Here is a 22508-nt window from a genome sequence, read left to right as displayed (position 1 = left end):
ATGAAGAAAATTTTACTATTCATAACTTTATTTTACGGTTTTTCAAATGCACTCTATTCACAGGAAGCTCCTGAGAATGGAGTTGTTTCGTTTTCGTTACCTATCAGAAATTCTTTAAAGTTTAATAGATATTTAATTAACCCAACATTCAGTTTTGTTCGCGAAACGAATGCCTACGCAAGTTTTTATAATAAAAGACAGTGGGTTCAATTTGAAGATGCACCAAACACATATTTAGCCAATTATTCCGGTCGTTTTAGAGAGAATGAAGCGTTTGCTTTTGGCTTATTTCAGCAAAATTATGGTCTTATGACGGTTTTTGGCGGAATAGGAAACTTTGCACACAACATTGTTTTAGAACAAGACAGCAACTTAACTTTTGGTATGAACGTTGGTGTTTATCAAAGTGGTTTAAACAAAGGAAAAATCATTTCTGATGACTCAAGTCTTGCAAATTTAGATTATCCTTCAAATACCTTATTGACCATTAATCCGGGAATCAACTACGGTACAGCATTTCTTGATTTTGGAGTTTCTGTAAACAATTTGATTCTGTATAATTTTGGCGGAGGAATCGTTAAAAATGATCCGGAAAGAGCAATCGAATTGCACGCTATGTATACAGGATATATTGATAGTTTCGGTTTTTTTGACAGAAGTAAATTCTCGGGAATTTTAAAAACAGAAGTTAAACAAGATAAAACGATAATCTCAGGTCTTGCCATGGTTGCTATTCCAAAAGGAGTTTGGGCGCAGGCAGGATATAATACTTTATATGGAGTTTCGGCAGGATTAGGATTAAATATTTCTCCTAGTATTGCAATCGAATACAACTACGAAAGAGGAATGGGTAATTTCACTAATCTTGGTGGTTCACACGAATTTGCTATTGCCTATAAATTCAAAAACAAAAACTACTATTATGGTGATGACGAAGAAGGTTCATTAATAGATCCATCTAAACCAAAAGCCGTATTAGCAAAACCATCAGCAGCTACAACAGCAGCCAGAGCAGATGGAGCAGAAAAAGCAAGATTAGCCGCAGAAGCAAAAGCTATAGCAGATGCCGAAGCGAAAGCCACAAGACTTGCCGCCTCAGAAAAAGTGAAAGCGGATGCCGAAGCTGCTGCAAAAGCAAAACTAGAAGCAGACAATAAAGCTAAAGCAGATGCTGAAGCCATTAAAATAAAATTAGCCGCCGATGCTAAAGCTAAAGCAGATGCCGCAGCCGCTGCAAGAGCCCAAACAGCAACAACAAACAGAGCAGTTGGTGCAGAACAAAGAACACAAGCGCAATTAGCTGCAGATAAAGTAAGAGCAGATGCTGAAGCACGCAGAATAAAATTAGCTGCTGATAATAAAGCAAGAGTTGATGCTGCTGCTGCTGCAAGAGCACAAGCTGCTGCAAATAAACCAGGTGCTACCACTGCACAAAAAACAGCTGCACAATTAGCTGCTGATAAGTCAAAAGCAGATGCTGAAGCATTAAGAATTAAGCTAGCCGCAGATAAATCTAAAGCAGATGCTGAAGCTGCTGCAAAAGCAAAAGCTGCCGCTTCAATACCACAAAAAACTCAAGCAGAATTAGCTGCTGATAAAGCTAAAGCCGATGCCGAAGCATTGAGAAATAAGTTAGCTGCAGATAAATCTAAAGCAGATGCCGAAGCTGCCGCAAAAGCAAAAGCTGCAGAAACTGCAACACCACAAAAAACTCAAGCAGAATTAGCTGCTGAAAAAGCAAAAGCTGATGCCGAAAATGCTGCAAAAGCAAAATTAGCAGCCGATGAGAAAGCTAAAGCAGATGCTGAAGCATTGAAAATTAAGTTAGCTGCCGATGCAAAAGCAAAAGCTGATGCTGCCGAAGCAAAACGTAAAGCAGACATGAAGGCAAAAGCTGAAGCTGCAGATTTACAATCTATTTTAGCTGCTGATGCTAAAGCTAAAGCAGATTCTGATGCTTATCAGGCGAGATTAGCTGCTGAAGCTAAAGCTGCTGCTGCACTTTCTGCAAATACTAAAGCAAATATTGATGCTGCTGCAAAAGCAAAATTAGCTGCTGCTGCAAAAGCAAAAGCTGCTGAAGATGCTGCATTAAAAGAAAAACTAGCCGCCGATGCTAAAGCGAAAGCCGACGCAGAAGCCAGAGAAGCGAGAATAGCTGCTGATGCAAAAGCAAAAGCAGATGCTGAAGCTGCTGCGAAAGCAAAATTAGAAGCTGATGCGAAAGCGAAAGCCGATGCTGAAGCATTGAAAATAAAACTAGCTGCTGATGCAAAAGCGAAAGCAGATGCAGACGCGATACAAGCAAAATTAGCTGCAGATGCAATACAAGCAAAACTAGCTGCTGATGCAAAAGCGAAAGCTGACGCAGAAGCATTACAAGCAAAACTTGCCGCTGATGCCAAAGCGAAAGCAGATGCAGACGCAATACAAGCAAAATTAGCTGCAGATGCAAAAGTGAAAGCCGATGCAGATGCCATACAAGCAAAACTAGCTGCTGATGCAAAAGCGAAAGCCGATGCACAAGCGTTACAAGCAAAATTAGCCGCTGATGCAAAAGCGAAAGCGGATGCAGAAGCACAGCAAGCAAAATTAGCTGCAGATACAAAAGCAAAAGCTGACGCAGACGCAATTCAAGCGAAACTTGCTGCAGATGCAAAAGCGAAAGCGGATGCACAAGCATTACAAGCAAAATTAGCTGCAGATGCTAAAGCAAAAGCCGATGCAGAAGCACAACAAGCAAAACTTGCTGCAGATGCTAAATCTAAAGCCGATGCGGAAGCACAACAAGCAAAACTTGCTGCAGATGCTAAAGCGAAAGCAGATGCTGACGCAATACAAGCTAAACTAGCTGCTGATGCAAAAGCAAAAGCTGATATGGAAGCATTACAGGCTAAATTAATTGCCGATGCAAGAGTAAAAGCAGATGCTGAAGCAACTGAAAAAGCAAAAGCTGATGCAGAAGCTCAAAAATTACAGGAAGCAGAAGATGCTCGTTTGGCGAAATTAGCTGCTGATAAAGCAAAAGCTGATGCTGAAGGACAAAAAGCAAAACAGGCTGCTGATGCAAAAGCGAAAGCGGATGCAGACGCACTTCAGGCGAAACTTGCTGCTGATGCAAAAGCGAAAGCTGATGCAGACGCAATACAAGCGAAACTAGCTGCAGATGCAAAAGCGAAAGCTGACGCAGAAGCTCAACAAGCTAAGTTAGCTGCAGATGCAAAATCAAAAGCTGACGCAGAAGCGCAACAAGCAAAATTAGCTGCCGATGCAAAAGCTAAGGCTGATGCACAAGCATTACAAGCAAAATTAGCTGCGGATGCAAAAGTGAAAGCTGACGCAGACGCAATACAAGCGAAAATAGCTGCAGATGCAAAAGCGAAAGCTGATGCAGAAGCTCAACAAGCAAAATTAGCTGCCGATTCAAAAGCTAAGGCTGATGAAGACGCTTTAAAAGCAAAACTAGCTGCGGATGCAAAAGCAAAAGCAGATGCAGATGCACTTCAGGCGAAATTAGCTGCCGATGCAAAGGTAAAAGCAGATGCAGATGCAAAACAAGCGAAACTAGATGCTGATGCAAAAGTTAAGGCTGATGCAGACGCTTTAAAAGCAAAACTAGCTGCTGATGCAAAAGCGAAAGTGGATGCAGCTGCACTTCAGGCAAAATTAGCCGCTGATGCAAAAGTAAAAGCAGATGCAGATGCAAAACAAGCTAAACTAGATGCTGATGCAAAAGCAAAAGCCGATATGCAAGCTGAACAAGCAAGATTATTAGCAGATCAAAAAGCGAAAGCTGATGCAGAAGCTAATGAAAAATTAAAGGCTGAAGAAGAATCAAGATTATTAAGAGTAGCTGAAGAAGCACGTGAAGCAAAATTATTAGCAGATGCAAAAGCAAAAGCTGATGCAGCTGCAGATGCGCTTGCAAAAGCGGCTTCGGCTCCAAGAGATGATACGGCAAAAGCAATTGAGGATTTAACTCAATCTATAGAGAATTCAAGTAAAAATCAAAAAGATTTATTGTCTCAGTTCAATACAACAGTGGCAAATAAACAAAGAGATTTGAATGACTTGAGAGAAGAGAATGACTTAAGTGAAAAAGGAATTTATAAAGAACCAAAACCATTTAAAAGTGTTGCGGCAGAAAATAGTCAGTTAGAGGCTTTAAAATTACAACTTGCTGAAGCTAACAGAGCGCAGAAAGATGAAATCAATAAGCTGACTAATTTATATAACGAAAGACTTAAAAAATTCCCGAATAAAAATGATGCTTTGAACAAGGCGTATCTTGAAAAGATCAACCAGTTGAAAGCAGCACAATTAAAAATGGAAGAAGACAGTGCTACTTTACTTGCAAATTTAGAACGTATTAAAGCAGAAACTGAAATTGAGAAAAAACGTAGAATTAAACGTGCAGCCTACGAAAATGATCAGGGAAGATATGCGCAGGACGTTGCCGCTCTTAAACGTATAAAAGAGACAACAAAACCAAGTAGTACACCATTAACTGCAAGTGATTTTGATTTTGGTGAAGACCAGTCAAATATGCAGATTATCAAGAATATTAAAAATTCTGAAAATGGTTATTATTTAATTATTGCGGTTCACAGCAGTGTTGAAAAAAGAGATCAATTCTTAACGAAAGCGGTGGCAGCAGGACGTTCAGATGTTAATTTCTTTTACAATGTAACAACAAGTAAATATTACATCTATTACGAGAAGTTTGAAGGTTTATCTGAAGCAACTAAGGCATTAGAAGCAAAAGGAAATAAACCATACAACGGGAAAATGGCTATCGTAAAAGTGGAGAATTAATAAGAATAAGATTGACTCGGTCCTTCTTAAGCAATTAAGAAGGGCATAATAATAAATGTTATAGAATACTAATTGTTTTATTCACTAATGCCCCTTAGAGGATAAGATGTAAGTAAACAAAAAAATGATTATGAAAAAACCTACTAACCTAAGATTGATTTTATTAGCTTTGATTTTCTTTCAAAGTTACTTTGTAATTTCTCAAAATCTAAAGCCATTTACGCCAAGATTTGACAAGAGATTAAAAGGAGATATGTTGCTTATTGGTAACAATATCCTAAATCGAGATGCAGGAAGAAATGAAAGGCCTACTGTTGCTTACAATGACGGTGGATACAACTCTAACTTTGATATGAAGTATATAGATGTTGATAATGATAACACTACATTCAGTTCTAGTAGTGCTACATTGACTGTGCCTAAACCTGCTTGTTATAAAATCGTTTATGCCGGTTTGTATTGGGGAGCAATTCTTCAGCAAAATGATCGTACAAATATTGAAAAAGTAAAACTTAAGTTACCTACAGGTGGCTATAATGATATTACTGGTCAGATCATTCATGATGCTAATGCAGCACCAATTGGTGGTGATAATAACAAGGCATATGCGTGTTATGCAGATATTACTTCATTAGTTGCCGGACAAACAAATGCTCAGGGATTGTATACCGTTGCAAATGTTAAATCTAGTGAAGGAACAAATGGTGGAACTGGTTTATCTGCAGGTTGGTCTATTTTTGTTGTTTATGAAGATCCAACATTACCTGCAAAATTTATTACTTCGTTTGATGGTTTTAGCGGAATTGGTGGAGCAACAACGTTAGATATTCCAGTTTCCGGATTTAAAACTATTCCTACCGGTCCTGTTCGTGTGAAATTTGCTTTTGCGGCCCTAGAGGGTGATTACCCTATTGAAGGAGATTACTTGGAAATTAATGGTACAAAAATTACTGCTACGAATGCGGCAAATGCAATTATCAGACCATCAAATAACTTCTTTAACAGTAGTGTAACTTATGTTGATCCGGCTACGGATAAAACAGAAAATTTCTTAAATCGAAATCCCGCCAGTAAAAATACCCTAGGATATGATGCCGGTATTTTAAATATTAATAATCCGGGAACTCTTTTAAAACCCGGGGGAATAGTAATTGATAATAATGCGACTTCGGCAAATATTAGGTTAGGAAGTACCCAGGATGTTTATTTTTATTATTTTAATGCCTTTGCGGTAGACATTATTGAACCGCATATTGTACTTACAAAAATCGTAAAAAATTCTGCGGGTGTAGATATTGGAAACCAGGATGTAACATTAGGTCAACAATTAAATTATGAAATAGGGTTTAAAAACACCGGTAATGATGATGCTAAAGGTTTAACAATTAGAGATCAATTGCCTATTAATATTATCTTTAATTATCCTACAGATATCAATCCTTTACCGGCAGGTGTAACTATTCAAAGTTATGATCCTGCTACCAGAAGTATTGTATTTAAAATTGATGATTCTGTAGTTAAAGCAAATTCAATATCAGATAAAATCATCAGTTTTAAAGTTAAGGTTGTTCCTGATTGTAATTCATTAAGTGAGGCATGTTCTAATAGTATCGATAACTCGGCATATGCAACTTACAAAGGAACTTTAAATCCTGATTTTCAAATTTCAGATGATCCAAGTGTTAACACCAATACAGGATGTATATTAACTCCAAAAGCGACTAACTTTTTAGTAGGTGTAGATGGATGTAAATATACTGCAACTGCTACTTTGTGTAAAGAGGATGTTGATTTGGTTGCTGCTAATGGATATACTTCTTATACTTGGTATAGTGACGAAGCTCGTACTAAACAAATAGGAACAGGACAAATTCTTAAAGTAAAAGATCCTGGAGTATATTATGTTTACAATTTAGCTGCTGCTCCATGTAGATCAATTTATCAGGCTTTTACAGTAACAAGATTTGGTACAACAACTACTAATCCTGTTCTTCCATATGCAAAAGCTCCTTATAAAGGTGAAGTATTAATTTGTCCAAATAACGGAAAAGAATTACCTAATCTTTTCTTGTGTGGTGCAAATGATTCCAGATTAATCGAAACTCATATATCCGATGGTTCGACCCTTGTGTGGGAAAAACTGGACGAGACAAGTTGTGCCGCTCCAATTAGTGCAAGCTGTGCTAATGAAGGTACTTCATGTTCCTGGACTCAGGTTGCGACCGGACCAAATTATGAAGCGAAGATAGCGGGACAATACAGGTTGACATTAAATTATGCAGGTGGTTGTTTTAACCGTTTCTATTTTAATGTATTTACCAACTCATTAAACCCTACAGAAAAACATACAGATATTATTTGTGGAAAACCCGGAACTATTACAGTTGGAGGTGTTCCTGCAGGATATGAGTACAGCATTAATGGTACAACTTATCAGGCAAGTAATATTTTTAATGTAACTACAGCTGGATTTTATACAGTATACATCAGACAAACTGGTGTAACTCAAAATCCTTGTATTTTTACAGTTCCAAATATTCAAATCAGACAAAGAAATTTTGCTGTTGTTTCAGAAGTTACGCAACCATTGTGTTATGGAGAAAAAGGTAGAATTAAAGTCGCTGTAAATGATGCTAACCCACAATACTATTATAAAGTTTACAATAACGGAAACTTACTATATAATGTAGGACCTGTTGCTGTAGCTGAATATACTTTTGATAATTTAGCTACAAACCAAAACTATACTGTAGAAGTTTCTACAGATGATGGTTGTAAGGACACAAAATATATTTATATAGGTCAGGTTTGGAACGAATATAAAGCAACAGCTACTTTAGTTGAACCATTAACAGCTTGTAGTGACGGAAAAATTAAAATTACTACTGAAGGTGGAAATTCTCCGTACTCTTATTTTATAAATAGTGATACCGTTTTTCAAAGTTCAAATGAGTATCCAGTTACTGCTCCGGGAACGTATGTAATTAAAATTGTAGATAAAAACAACTGTACACTAACAAGAACAGTTGTAGTTCCAAATAGTACAAAACCAACTTATACAATTACAAATACAAATAGTGTTTGTTATAATGATAACTCTGAAATTAGAATAAATGTTACTAATGCTAACGGATATAGTATGTCTTACAGTATTAATAATGGAGGAACTTTTCAAACAAATCCTGTATTCTCTAATTTACAGCCTGGAACATATAATGTAGTGGTTAGATATGGTATATCTTACACACCAGAATTTGGTCAGCCTACTATTAAATATTGTTCAGATCTAGCAGAGAAAAAAGTCATTTTAGGACCAACTTCTGCGGTTACAGCATCTGGTGGTGTTGCAGCGTTGGCAGGATGTACACTTGGTCAACAAGGGGGTAAATTAAGAATTAACAATGCACAGGGAGGAACTCTTCCTTATCAATATAGTTTTGATGGTGGAGCAACATGGCAGCTTACTAATGAAAAAGATGTATTGCCAGGTTCTTACATCTTAAAAATTAAAGATGCAGTTGGTTGTGAATATACAATTCCTTATACTGTTACTTTAGATCAAAAACCAGCTGAACCAACTATTAAAGTTGAAGATCCTGTATTTAATTGTGATGGTTCTGCAACAAGTACTGTAACGGTTACAAACGGAACTTCGGCAAATTATAGTTATGAATATTTTAGAAATGGAATTCCTAATACTCCAATTACTAGTAATATATTTTTAAATGTTCCTTCTGGTACTCATACAATTTCGGTTAAATACACTGTAACTACAGTTTCAACTTATAGTAATTTACTACAGGAAGATTTTGGTAAAGGTGGTTATACAACTACTCCCGGAATTAATCCTGCCTACTGTTTTGAAGATGAATCTACGCCTCACCCTGTAGGTTACCCTTGTGGTGGTTTTGACGATTACCAGATTAATGATGGTAAATATGCAGTAGCAAGTTCTATTAAAACTAATTTTGGAAATTCTTGGATTTTTGCCAAAGATCATACACTTCCACAAGATCCTTTAGGACGATTTTTATGTGTAAACGTGGGAGGTTCTGCAGGAATTGGTGGTATTTTATATAGTAAACCAATCAAAGATGTTATTGATAATCAGTCTGTAATTATTTCATTATGGGCAGAAAACCTTATCGTAAAAACATCAACAACACACGCTGATCCAAAATTAACCATTCAGTTAGTTAATAATTTAAATAACGTAGGAGGAGTAGAAGAAATTGTTGCTACGACCGATACAACAAATCCATGGGTTGTTCCTAAATCTGAAAAATGGGAATATAAAGAGTTAACATTAAATCCGGGTATTGGTAAAACTAATTTAAGTTTTGTAATTAGATCTTACAGTAATGAATTTAATGGTAATGATGTACTTATTGATGATATCTGGGTTCGTCAGATTCCGGAATCTTGTCTTGCTACAAAAGATTTCCCAGTAGTTGTAGGTACAGATAAAGCGTTTACAGCAGCAGTAACTGGATCAAAAGATCTTACTTGTGCTGGATCTAATAATGGTGAAATTACAATTTCGGCTCAAAACTTCAAATTACCTTACGGATTTGATTATTCATTAGATAATGGAGTTACTTGGGTTAACTCAAAAGTTTCTCCTGTAACAGCTACCGGATTAACAAATAAAAATTATGATATAAAAGTTCGTTACGATGCTTCTGCTACTAGTTGTGTATTTCCATTAACACATGAGGTAAAAGCGCCGGCAGCTTTAACAGTTACAGCTCAGGTTACAAAACAGCCTACTTGTACTGATGGAGCGTCTATTACAGCAACAGCTGTTGGAGGAACTCCAAATTATCAATATGAATTACGTGCATCAAATGGTACAACAGTAATAGTTGCATTTCAAAGTGTTAACGTATTTACTAATGTAGCTGCAGGATCTTACACAGTAGTAGCACGTGATGCAAATTCTTGTGCATCTCCGGCTTCAGTACGTGTAGATATTAGTGCACCAGTTGCACCAACTGCAACATTAGCTGCTACTTCAGACTTATGTTATGATACTGTAAATCAATCTACTCTTGTGGTAACAGCAACAGGAACAGGTGCATTAACTTATAGTTTAGACGGTCAGCCAGCTCAGGCTTCAAATACATTTACAAATGTTGGAGTTGGTACTCATACTATTGTTGTAACAGATGGTAACAATTGTACAGCAACGATAAGTAATATCGTAATTGCACCAGAATTAAAAGGTAGTGCAACAATTTCTAAAACATTAGATTGTACAACTGCTTCACCAAATGCAGCGATTACAGTTGATATTATAGGAGGTTCTGCTAATTTTACTTATAAAGTGAAAAAAGGTACAGGAACTTACAGTGCAAGTGTTGCTGTAACCGGAACATCATTTACTTACTCTGCTGCAAATACGGCAGATACTTATTATTTTGAAATTACAGATTCTAAAGGTTGTGTAACAGTTGTAAGTGCAATTGTTAGCCCAATTGTAAACCCAACAGTAGCAGCAACTCCGGTTAACGCTACTTGTAATGGTGCTTTAACAGGATCTGTACAATTAGTAGGTTCATTAGGTTCAGGAGGATATACTTACTTATTTTATAATAATACAGTTGTACCTGCACCAACAGCATTTATCGCACAATCAAATTATACAGGATTAGCTGCCGGAACATATTCTTACCAGGTAATGGATAGTAAAGGTTGTAAATCAGCACTTGGAAGTGTTACTATTACTCAACCAACAACTTTAACCGCTACAGCAAGTGCTACTAAATTTACTTGTAATGTATCAAATGTAAAACAGTCGGCTACGGTTACAATTGCAGTTCCTACAACTGGAACAGCACCGTATCAATATAGTTTTGATGGTGGAGTAACGTTTACAAATACACGTACTTTAACGGTTACAGATAATGGTACAAACCAAACAATTTCTTATGTAGTTAGCGATGCTCAGGGTTGTAAAACCGGAGTTCAGACAATTATTATTAATAAATTAGATTCTCCAACGAATATTACATTTAGTGCTGCTGCAGTAACATGTGCAGCGACTACAACTACCGTTACGGCAACAGCTGTAAATGGTGTAGCAACAATTACATATTCAATTACATCTCCAGCAGCTTCTGTAGCTTCAAACACTACGGGTGTATTTGCAGGATTAGCAGCAGGAACTTATAACTTTAGAGCAACTGATGCTAACGGATGTTATTTTGATAAACCTTATACAATTGATGCTGTCACTCCAATTTCTATTGTTGGAAATAAAGACAATGATGTATTATGTAAAGGTGGTTCAACTGGTAAAGTTACTTTTACAGTTTCTGGAAACGCAACAATTGGTGCTTACACACAAACATTGACTGCAGGAACAGGAACATTAGTAAAATCTGGTAACACTTTGACTTTATCTAATGTACCAGCAGGTACATATACAGTTCAGGTTAGAGATAATGCAACAGGATGTCTTAATTCTGCAACTGTAATAGTTAATGAGCCATTAAATCCATTGACTTTTACAGCAACGTCAACAAAAATCAACTGTAATAATGATAACGCTGAAATTACAGTAACAGCAACCGGAGGAACTCCAAATTATACTTATGCAGTTGTACAAGGCGGAGCTACTGCTCCAACAACTTTTGTAAGTGGTAATGTTCTTTTAGTTGATACAAATTCAGGAGCAAATGCAAACTGGGATGTTTATACAAAAGATGCAAATGGTTGTATTACTACTAATAGTATCCATATTGATAGCGATGCTCTGCCTACAGTTACTGCAACAAATAACAACCAATGTTCTGGTGCAGCAACTACATTTACAATTACTGCTACAGGTACTGGAATTAATCCTTTATCGTACAGTATTGATGGTACATCTTTCCAGACAAGCAATATATTTAATGTTCCAGCTGGAACATATACAGTAACAGTAAGAGACGGAAACGGTTGTACTGCTGTGGCAAACACTGCATTAACAATTTTCCCTCAATTAGTTGCTCTTGCTTCAGTAACAAAAGAATTAGATTGTTCTCCAACACCAAACGCAACTATTACAGTTGCAGTTTCTGGTGGTAAAGCTCCATTTACTTATACTGTTGCAAAAGGAAGCGGTGCTGCAAGTACACCAAGCGCGCCTTTCTCAACGGCAACATTTACTTATCCGGTAACTCTTCCAAATGCAGATAGTTATACTTTCGTAGTAACGGATGCAAATGGTTGTTCATCTACAACTACAACAACAGTAAATACAATTACAAGCCCAACTGTTACCGATACACATATTAATCCAACATGTAATGGCGGAAGTAATGGTTCTGTACAATTAACAGGTGCAGGTGGTGCAGGCGGATTTACATATAGTAATGACGGTACAGTTTACAGTCAAAATTCTTTATTTACAGGATTAGCCGCTGGTACTTACACTTTTTATGTAAAAGATGCTAAAGGCTGTACAGGAACAGTTAGTGTTACTTTAATTGCTCCAACTCAATTGGCAGCAACGGTAACAGCAGTTCCTTTCTCTTGTAATATAAGTAACGGAAAAGTTGCCGGTACAATTACAATTAATGTAACAGCATTGACAGGAACTTCTCCTTACGAATATAGTTTCAACGGAGGTGGTTTTGTAACTACTAATACATTTACATTAAACGATAACGGTGCAGATCAACCTTATACGTATTCTGTTAAAGATGCGCAAGGATGTACAATTACGGGTTCAGGAACATTATTGAGATTAAACCCTCCAACAGATTTAACTTTTGCAGCAGCAGCAGTTACTTGTACAGCGACAACGACTACAGTAACATTAACGGCTGTAAATGGAGTAGCTGTTTTACAATACGAAACTATTGCTCCGTCTCCGGTTATTATCGCAAAACAAACATCTAACAGCTTTGCAAATCTTGCACCTGGAACTTACATGTTCAAGGTTACAGATGCAAACGGATGTTTCTATACAGAAGCGCACACTATAAATCCAGTTACTCCAATAACGCTTATTGGAACAAAAACAAGTGATGTATTATGTAACGCTGGAACTACTGGTTCTGCGAGATACACAGTTGCAGGTTTTGCAACTACATATAGCTATACTGTTAACGGCGGAACTGCTGTTACAGGACAAACTGCTGCAGTTATCAATTTAACTAATCAGGCAGCGGGAACTTATGCTGTTATTGTTACAGATGAAGGAACTGGATGTACAGCAACAGCTTCGGTTATAATTAATCAGCCTGCAGTTTTAGCAGCAACATATACAACTGTAAACGGAAACTGTTCTATTACAACTGCAAGTGTAACAGTAAATGTTACAGGTGGTTCACCAGCTTACAGATATTCATTTGTACAAGACAATGCACCAATCGGAGCATATGTTAATTCAAATACTGCTAGTTTAGATCCTGCAGTAAATGCAAACTGGGATGTTCATATTATTGATGCAAATGGTTGTACATTCAAATTAGATATTGCAATTACAAAAGATGTTGTTCCAACTGTTACTGCTTCAGCAACAGGTCAGTGTTTTGGTGTGGGAACTTATACTATTACAGCAACTCCGGGTGCTGGATTAGTTGCTCCGGTAACATACAGTATTGACAACGGTGCATCTTACCAAACTGGTAATACATTTGTAATTACTACACCAGGAAGTTACACAGTTAGAATTAAAGACGGAAACGGTTGTACAGCAGACAGTAATGTTGCAGTTGTTGCTAACGTATTGACATTAAGTGCAGTTTTAGATAAAAACATTACATGTTCAATTGCAACTGATGCGCAGGTTACCTTAACAGCAACAGGTGGAACTACTGCTTATACTTACGGATATGTAATTGGCGGTGTTTACACTGCTATGGCTTCGAACGTTTTCAACACAATGACTCCTGGAAGTTATACTTTTAGAGTAACTGATGCTAAAGGATGTAGTATTGACACTACAACTCCTATTGTTATAATTCCTGCAGTGAATCCGGATATTACGAATGTTGTACAAACAGCATTTATTAATTGTAATAGTGATGCTACAGCTGCAATTTCTATTACTATTGACAATACAAAAGGACAAGCGCCATTTGTATATAATGTTTTAAATACTACTACAGGATTTGATTATGGTACACAAACCTCTGGTTTAGCCGCAGGTGTATATACTATTAAAGTAACTGATGCAAAAGGATGTACAGATACATTTTCTATACCAATTGCGCAGCCAACGCCTATTTTACTTGATTACAAAGCGACGCCAATAACATGTGTTACAGGTGGGGTTTCTTTAGGAAGAATCACAATTAACAGTGTAAGTGGCGGAACTCCAAATTATATTTATCATGTAACAGGAGTTAATGGTTATGATCAAAAATTTACAAATCAAACTGGTGCTACAGCAGTATTTGACGTAGTTGATTTTGGTTTATACGAAATCATTATTACTGATGCAAACGGTTGTACTACATCAGTAAATAACATATTAGTTGCATCTCCACCAGACGATTTGGATATAAATGTATTTTCACCACCAGCAGATTGTTCTACTGGAGGATCTGCAGTTGTATCTATAGGAACGTCAACGACAATTATTGGTACAGGTCCGTTTTACTTTGGTATTTATACAGGAACTGTTCCTGTGTATCCTGCAGGTACGTGGTTACCTGAAGATGCTACAGGAAGTAAAAAAACAACCTTTACAAACTTATTGCCAGGTGTAACGTATACTTTTATCGTATATGATGCTGACTTAGCACATGGTGGAACTGGAACAGGTTGTTACTATTATGAAACAGCTACAACTCCAATTCCAACAAATTCAACATTAAAAACAAATGCTCTTATAGCAAATAATATTACATGTACAGGAAGTGCAGATGGTAAAGTAACTTTTACAATTTCAAGCACATATCCTGCTGCAACTCCTATTAGTTATGAGATATTTAATGCTCAATCATTAGTATCAACAGGAATTACCGGAACAGGTTCAGTTCCTGCAAATGATATTCTTACGCTTTCTAATCTTGGACCATTGCCTTTTGGTAATTATTTTGTTCTTGTAAAAGAAACAGCTGGTGCTACAAATGCAGGATGTAGTGTTGCTACGGTTCCGTTTAACATTACTCAATCTGCAATTTTGTTCTCAGTTACGGCTGCAGTTTCTAAAAACGCAAATTGTAATCCTATTTCAGGGGTTATTACGGCTACAGGACATGATGGTACAGCACCATATACATATCAACTATTGTTGCAAACTGCTCCGGCACCAACTGCTGCGAGTACAGGTTGGTTAACTAATAATACTTTTAATGCAAATGCAGGTAGTTATACCGTATATGCTAAAGATGCTTATGGTTGTATTAAAGATTTTGATATTATATTAAATAAAGATGCAGATCCAACAATTACTGCACCTGCTGCAATTTGTTACGCTGGTACTCCATTTACATTCACAATTACCGGAACAGTAGATCCTGCAATTGTTGGCGGAGCCACTTATAGTGTAGACGGAAGTACTTTCCAAGCAAGTCCAACGTTTACATTTAATGCGGCTGGAACTTATAATTTAACAATTAAAGATGGAAATGGTTGTATTGCAACTGTTCCTTATGAAGTTAAACCGCAATTATTTTTGACGGCAAAACTTACCAGAGAATTAGATTGTATTCCAACAAACGCTCAAATTACTTTGACCGCGACTGGAGGATATAACACACTTTATACTTACGAATATTCTACAGATGCAGGTGTTACTTATACGACGATGCCAACGAATGTTCTTAATACAAGTGTTTTAGGAGATTATATTTTTAGAGTAAGCGATGCTAAATTGCCAGTTGCTTGTCAGGCAACGACAACTTTCAAATTAGATCCTATTCAACCAACATTATTTACAACTACACAAACAAATGTTAGTTGTAATGGTGGTACAGATGGTACAATTACTGTAAATGTTACTTCTGGTGTTGGTCCATACCAATATCAATTAGGAGCAGGAGTTTTCCAGACATCAAATGTATTTACAGGATTAGCTGCCGGTACAACTTATGTTGTTACCGTTAGAGATTCAAAATCATGTCTGTATCCAAGTGGTTCAATTACGATTACGCAGCCAACGGCATTAACTGCTACATCTGTAGTAACTACGCCATTGACTTGTACTACAGGAAATGCACCAACAAAAGCATTGGTAACAGTAACTGCATCTCAGGGAACTGCACCATATTTATACAGCTTTGATGGTACAAATTACAGTACAACTAATACTTATGAGTCATTTGTTGGAACAACGTTTAATGTTTTAGTTAAAGATGCTAAAGGATGTATCTTCACTTTTGTAAATGGAGTTAATATTCCGGCGTTAAACCCACCAACAATAACAAATATTACAGGAACACCTATTTATTGTACTCCTACTGCTAACACCACAAGTACTGTTACAATAACAACTACTAATGGTACAGGAGGTTTAAGCTATGCAATTCTTGCACCGGCAAGTGCAATAACAAATACTACAGGTGCTGCAAGCGGAATCTTTACAGGATTAGCTGATGCTACTTACTTATTTGAAGTTACAGATGGTAATGGTTGTAAAGATCAGGAATCATATACTGTTAAACCTGTTACAAACATTACTGTTGCTGGTCAATTAGTAAGCAATGTTATTTGTAATGGAGGAGCTACAGGCGCTGTTAAATTTACAGTAGCGAATTATGCAGGAACTTATACTGCAACAGTAACTCCTGCAACAGGAACAGTAACTCAAACAGGAAATACTGTAAACGTGACTGGTTTAGTACCGGGAACTTATACAGTACAAATTTTAGACGGAATTACAGGATGTACAGCAACTACTTCAGTAGATGTTACACAACCAAGTCCTATTGTTCTTAATTTAATCAGTAATAAAAATGCTAATTGTAATTTTGGAGCGCAAGTAATCGTAAGAGCTACTGGAGGAACACCTGGTTACAAATATGCATTTGGTATCGATGGATTTACACCAGTTCCTGGTGACTATGATACTGTTGAAAATGCAGTACTTGATCCAACAGTAAATACAAACTGGGATTTCTATGCAATGGATGCTAGCGGTTGTACCACTAAATTAGATGTAGTGATCGCTTCAGATGCATTCCCTACAATTGGTACTTCAACTGTTCCATATTGCTATACAGGAGGTCCAGTTCCAATTACAATTACTGGAACTTATGTTGGAACACCAATGTACAGTATTGGAAACGGATATCAATCAAGCCCTGATTTTGTATTGAATGCGCCAGGAAACTACACATTCTACATTAAAGATGGTAATGGTTGTATTGTATCAAGACCTTACACATTGAATCAGCAATTATTATTAAAAGCTACACTAACACAAGATTATACTTGTGCTGGTGATGCAACTATAAATTTATTGGCAACTCAGGGAACTTTAACTTACAATACTTTTGAAGTTAGTTTCAATGGTGGAACATTTACTGCTGTAGCTTTACCATTGCCTTATACAACTAATGTTCCTGGAATTTATACTTTCAGAGTAACAGATAGTCAGGGATGTCAGGCAACTTCTGTTTCGGTAGAAGTTACGGCAAGAACAACACCAAGTGCAACATCTAAACAAAATAATGTTAGTTGTACAGGTGGTACAGATGGTAGTATTGTAGTTACTCCTGCTAACGGATTAGCTCCTTACAAATACAGTATTAACGGAGCTGCTTTTGTAGATACTAATATCTTTACAAATTTAGCTGCAGGTACTTATGATATCGTCGTTAAAGATGCCAAAGAATGTGAATCAGTATTAATAAAAGCTACTATAACTGAGCCATTAGCTTTAGCTGCTACAGCTGTTTTAACTCAGGGATTAACTTGTGGTCCAGGAAATGCTGCACAATCTGCAACCGTTACAATTAATGTAACTACTGGTACAGGTACTTCTCCATATCAATATAGTTTTAACGGAGGAATTAGTTACGGAACAACAAATACGTACGTAACATCTGCTTCAGGAACTGTAACAGCTTATGTTAAAGATGCTAATAACTGTGTAATTGCTACTCCGGTAGATATTATTATACCAGCTTTAGATCCTCCAACTATTGATACTGTTACAGGAACGCCAATCTGGTGTGCACCTACAGCAAATACTACAAGTACAGTTACTGTAAATGTTAGTCATGGTATAGGATCATTAGCTTTCGAAATTACTTCTCCTGCAAGTGCTGTTACAAACACTTCCGGAGCAACAAGTGGAGTATTCAACTTGTTACCGGCAGGAACTTATACTTTTAAAGTTACAGATGATAATGGTTGTACAGATGAAGCAACTTACACTGTTGATGCACTAATTAATATTACAACTGCGGGTCAGTTAATAAATGATGTTGTTTGTAACGGTGAATCAAATGGTTCTGTTAAATTCGACGTTGATAACTTCGCAGGAACATATACTGCTGCTTTAATTGCTGGTCCTACAACTGGTACATTAACTCAGACAGGTAAAGTGGTTACTTTAACTAATTTACCAATAGGTACATATACAATTCAGGTAACTGATAATATAACTAATTGTTTAGCTACTGCTTCAGTAACTGTAGGTCAGCCAGCTGCATTAGCATTAACTGAAACGGTAAATATTAATGCTAATTGTAATAAAGGTGCTGAGGTTACTGTAATCGCAGCGGGAGGAACTCCAGATTACAAATACGCATTTATCCTTGGAACTGGTACTCCAATAGCTACTGATTACACAAACAGTAATAGTACTGTTTTAAATCCTGCTGATGGTACAAACTGGAGAGCTTATGTAATCGATGCTAAAAATTGTGAAACATTCATACCAATAGTAATTGATACAGATCCATTACCAACTTTCACAACGGTAATTCCTAGTCAATGTCCAACTACAACTGGTGAGTATACAATTACAGTTAATGTAACTGGCGGTATGGCTCCATTCCAATACAGCATTGGAAACGGTTTCCAATCAAGCAATACTTTCACAGTAACCGCTTCTGGAACTTATGATATAACTGTTAAAGACGCTAATGAATGTGAGGTAAAAGTTCTAGGTTCGGCAGTTATTTCACCGGCATTACAATTAGAGGCTACTATTACTGCATTACCAACTTGTAATTTTACAAATGCTGGTAGTATATCAGCAACTGCAACTGGTGGTTCAGGAACGGCAAACTACAGATACACATTAGATGGTGGAGCTATTCTTACAACTACTCCTGCACTATTTAGCAGTGTTACTACAGGTGATCATATTGTAAGAGTAAGAGACATAATTACAGGTTGTACTTTTGAAGTAAAAGTAAATGTATCAGAACCTACATTAATTACAGGAATTGCTCTTGAACAAACTCCGGTAACGTGTTTCGGTGGAAACAATGGAACAATTACAGCAAGTTTGTTACCAGGTATAAATGATAACCCAGTCTATAGATATAGATTAACTGGTACTACTGCTTTAGGAGTAGCTGTTACAAGACCACTTCAAACAAGTCCTGCTTTTGAAAACCTTGAAGCTGGTGATTATTCTGTAACAGTTGTTTCAGGTAGAGACTGTGAGGCATCAGAAGATATTACAGTGCCACAACCAGCATTAATTGTGGTTCCGGTTCCGGTAATTGTACAATACGGTTGTGCTGCTGGTACGAATGCTTCTAACTATGCAACAGTAACAGTTGGTACAATTGGTAACGATATAGGAGGTTCAAAAGTTTATACTTATGAATTCTTCAGAGATGGAGTTTCAGTTCAAAAAGGAGATCAAAATGTTTATACAGAATCTGATTTCTTAGGAGGTGATTATACTGTAAACGTTACGGATAGTAATGGTTGTTCAGGAGCTCCGGTAGGACCTGTAAAAGTTAATCCATTCATTAGTTTAGATGTGGTTAATGTTGCAAATGTTGCTATCACTTGTGTTTCTGATGAAGAAATTACAATCACTGTTGGAACAACAGGAGGAACACCAGTTCTTTTAAACTATACTGTAAAAGGAACTGATAACGCTTATGACCAAACTAAAACAAACGGTAACTTCACAGGATTAACAAAAGGAAGTTACATTATAACAGTAACAAACCCAGCGACAGGATGTAGCGTTCAAAAAGCGCATTATGTAGCAGATCCTAATACATTTGATATTAAAGTTAATCCAATTGTAACAGAAGTTTGTTTCGGTACAAATACAGGAAGCGTTGAATTAACTTTTGTAGATAATCAAACTGATCCTTCAGATGATGCAGGTATTTTCGATTACACTATCACAGGAGGTCCTGCAGTAATTTCAGGAACATCTGCAAGTGCTGGTCCGGAATTGATTTCAAACCTTGTTGCAGGTACATATACTGTAACGGCTAAATTACAAGAGAAACCAGAATGTACTGTATTTAAGGTGTTTACAATCGCACAGCCTTCAGTTAAATTAGACATTCAAATAACAAGTAGCCCAATAACATGTACATCAGTAAATTATGATGACGGTGAAATCTCTGCTTCTGCAGCAGGTGGTTGGGATAATAATTATACTTATGAATTAGTATTAAACGGAGCGCCAATAGTTAATTATAGAACAGATGGTAACTTTACAGGATTAAAAGCAGGAACTTACACAGTAAATGTTAAAGATGGTAAAGGTTGTATCGATTCTGAAATAGTTACATTAGTTGTACCGGATCCTATTCAGGTAAATGCTACACCAAATGCAGCAATGTTATCTTGTTTTGGTGGTAGAGACGGTGTAATTACTATTAATACTACAACAGGTGGTCAGGGAAGTAATTATATGTATACATTAAATTACTTATCAGTAAACCCGGTTGCAGTTTCAGGTCCGCAAACTGATCCTGTTTTCACAGGATTACCTGCAGGAACATATAGTATCACAGTTTCTGACGGATATAACTGTTCAATAACATCAGCTAATATTGTTATTACACAGCCAACAGAAATTATTGCTGAATTAAGTTTAGCATCATCACAAACATGTGATACAGAAACTATCCTAACATTAGGCGCAACAGGCGGAAACGCTCCGTACACTTATAGCGCAGATGGTATTACATATAGCACACCTTCATTTACAGGTTCTGTTACAATACAGGTTCCGGTTGGTAAATACCAATACTTTGTAAAAGATGCTAATAATTGTGTGGCTAGTATTTCTAATGAAATTAAAATTGATGTTTTAGAACCATTAACTTTAGAGTTAGATATTACTAATGCAGTTGTAAAATGTACAGGTGAAGAAACCGGAGTAATCGTAGCAGTTGCAAACGGAGCTTTAGGAAACTATGCTTATACTTTAGAAACTACTGCCGGTGGTATATTACAAGGACCAAAAGCTGACGGTAGATTTGAAGGACTGATCGCAGGAACTTATAATGTAAGAGTTGTAAGTGGTGATTGTGATGCAGTAGTTAAATCTGTAGAGATCAAAGAACCTGCTGTAGGTTTAAGTACTACACACGTAGCAACAAATGTTTCTTGTTTTGGAGAAAACAATGGTAAAATCGTGATGAGTTATGCTGGTGGTACAGGTTTAGTTAAATATGCTATCTCACCAGACTTGAATCAGTTTGATACTAAAAACACATTCGAGAAATTAACTGCTGGTATTTATACCATAGTTACACAAGACGAAAATGGTTGTTATGTAGTAGATGAAATTGAAATTACACAACCTAAACCACTTATTGTTACTGAACTTGCAAATTCTATGATTCCTGAAGTTTGTAAGGATGATAAAGACGGAGCATTTAGTATCGAAGTTAGAGGAGGTACAGCGCCATATAGCGTAAGTCTTGATGATAAAAACGGTACATATACACAGGGAGCAATAGATCAGACAATATTTGATTTTACTAACCTTTCAGGTGGTGTTCATACAGTTTATGTTAACGATGCTCAGGGATGTAGTTTCGAGTTTGTAGAGAATATGCCTTTACCGGTAGTTCTTGACCCAACTGTAGAAATCAGTTATGATTGTGTGAACAATGCACAATCAAACATGGTAACTATTACAATTGACAAAAGCAATATCGACTTTAAACAAATTGATTATGCACTTGACAATGATCAATTCCAGGAAAGTAACATCTTTACAAATGTTGCTCCGGGTAGACACGTTATTGTAGCGAGACATACAAACGGTTGTAAAGTACCAACGATTAGTTTCGACATCAAAGCATACGATCCATTAACTCTTGCAGAATCTACAGGACAAGCAGAAATGAATATAATTTCAGTTACTGCAGCTGGTGGTTCACCTGCTTATGAATACAGTTTCAACGGAGAGCCGTTTACATCTTCAAACAAATACAAAATCTACAAAACTGGAGACTATGTAGTTGTAGTAAGAGATCAAAACGGATGTACAGTAACAATAACTGTTCCTGCAATATACATCGATGTGTGTCTTGATAATTACTTTACTCCTAACGGAGATGGTATTTACGATACATGGGGACCTGGTTGTACTAATATTTACGACAACCTTGAATTCTCAATCTTTGACAGATACGGTCGTGTAATTGCTAAATACCATTACGGTCAAAAATGGGATGGTAGATACAATGGTGCAGAATTACCTTCAGGAGATTACTGGTATGTTCTTAAATTGAATGACGAGAAAGATGCGAGAGAGTTTGTAGGACATTTCACTTTATACAGATAACAAAATAAGAGCCCCTAAT

General features: G+C 36.7%; 2 protein-coding genes. Both read left to right on the top strand.

Annotated features, from left to right (window positions below):
- A complete protein-coding gene (locus tag KHA90_RS18100; protein WP_213304082.1) occupies positions 1–4815 on the top strand; it encodes a PorP/SprF family type IX secretion system membrane protein in 4815 nt (1604 codons plus the stop codon).
- A gap of 130 nt (positions 4816–4945) precedes the next feature.
- Entirely contained in the window at positions 4946–22489 is a 17544-nt protein-coding gene (locus KHA90_RS18095; RefSeq protein WP_213304069.1) for a T9SS type B sorting domain-containing protein, read from the top strand.
- Positions 22490–22508: the final 19 nt, after the last annotated feature.

It is taken from the genome of Flavobacterium psychroterrae, assembly GCF_018380615.1.
GTDB classification, from domain to species: Bacteria; Bacteroidota; Bacteroidia; order Flavobacteriales; family Flavobacteriaceae; genus Flavobacterium; species Flavobacterium psychroterrae.
Note: the sequence above shows the minus strand (reverse complement) of the source record. Positions and strands in the feature narration are given on the sequence as shown.

What these genes read in the sequence shown, in the direction of transcription:
- KHA90_RS18100 (WP_213304082.1), top strand. Translation starts at nt 1, where the DNA reads ATGAAGAAAATTTTACTATTCATAACTTTATTTTACGGTTTTTCAAAT.
- KHA90_RS18095 (WP_213304069.1), top strand. Translation starts at nt 4,946, where the DNA reads ATGAAAAAACCTACTAACCTAAGATTGATTTTATTAGCTTTGATTTTC.